The following is a 1,544-nucleotide window of genomic DNA, read 5'->3' on the forward strand; positions in this document are numbered from 1 at the left end:
TTGCAGTGCTGGAAGACAGCGGGACAAGTGGTGAGGCCAGTGACACAGACATGCTAGATACATAATATTTTTGTTTATGTATGGACTCAATTGCATTGGTTTGATATTTAGAATAGATTGTGTATGGGGTAGCAAAAAAACCAACAGAAAGACTATGCATGAGTCAATGACAAAGTATTCATGCCATAGCAAGTGAGCCATAATGTCTGGAGGACTGATGAAGTCGGCAGACAGTGTCCCAGTGTTGGTCTTGGTGGCCATCGGCGTGTGTCTCGGCCGAGAATGTCAGCTGAGCAACACGCCGAAGATGTACACCGATCAGGCTGCATCACGTGACACAGCATATGGTCAGTCTATTCAGTCCTGCAACATTTGTTCTTGAGTATGTACTGACTTATGCTGTTCTAGGAATGCTATATATTAAATCCCAAGGCCCTACTTTGTCATCAAGGTTTCAGTGGTAGTCTTGACGCCCTGTCGGCATGGGCCTCGGCTGAGAATGTCGGCCGAGACATGTGCCGACGGAATAACGCCGAGACTACAACGCTGAGACAGATGCCTCAAACTATATGAGGTACTTTTTCTTGTTCGAATGTGTGAAATATCTCCATCTGTGCCAACTATTTTGCAACATGATTATTGGTGACCGTGAAGAGAAGGGATCCAAGAGCCAGACATTACCTCGGCCAGCCCGACCTGTGACCATAGTTTGACCTTGGCTCATTCCAGTACAACTGGACCATATATCATACCCGAGTTTTAAAGAACACCGATGCCTTCGGCATTAGTTTCGGCCGACATTCTCGGCCGAGACTAATGCCGAAGACACCAACACCAATAAAGCTATACCAAAACCCCATGGTCAGGTCACAGGATTTCAGCCCATTCAACATGGAGAAGGAAAAATTGCATGGATTCACCATATGCTAAGCCTATGAACCATGGGCCCAGCCATACCCTTCAATACCAATATTATGTGGGCCCATCCATGGGCAGTGAGGTACTTAGACTTGGGCCCACCCATAGGAGAGGACCATATCATCTGGGCCCATTCATAATCTATGAGATTTTTTTTTTCACTATTATATTCTATAATTATCATTGTATAGTCACTCCATAGTATTCTAATGATTAATATGTTCCATATTCTATGGGTCAGCCCAACTGTACTATCTAGTCCTTATGCCATGGGCCCACTCATATGACTTGGAACATTGCTTACTCAGCCCACCCATAGGCCATGGTGACCAACTAACCATCAGCCCACCCATAGGTCATGGGTGACAAGTTAACATGGGCCCACAGTCAGCTGGCCCATAGGCTATGGGTTTTTGTCACCCTCAGCTGGCCATATAGTATGGGGATAAGCTATGACATGGGCTCCAACGTCATCATTGCTGCCATCACTGCGATGGTGGTGGCCACCGTCGTCGTCATTGTGATAGTGGCAGCGATGGTGGTAGTGGTGATGGCGACGGCGGTAGGTGGTGATGGTGGCAGTTGTTTGCGGTGGTGATGGTAGCGGCAACGATGGTGGCAGAAGT

At 47.2% G+C, this 1,544-nt stretch carries 1 protein-coding gene; it reads left to right on the top strand.

Going from position 1 to position 1,544, the window contains the following annotated elements; genetic code table 11:
- Positions 1–1,276 precede the first annotated feature (1,276 nt).
- On the top strand, positions 1,277–1,516 hold the full coding sequence (locus EKG38_RS25540) for a hypothetical protein (RefSeq protein ID WP_126523526.1): 240 nt from the start codon (positions 1,277–1,279) through the stop codon (positions 1,514–1,516).
- Positions 1,517–1,544: the final 28 nt, after the last annotated feature.

Origin of the sequence: Shewanella canadensis (assembly GCF_003966225.1) — a bacterium.
GTDB classification, from domain to species: Bacteria; Pseudomonadota; Gammaproteobacteria; order Enterobacterales; family Shewanellaceae; genus Shewanella; species Shewanella canadensis.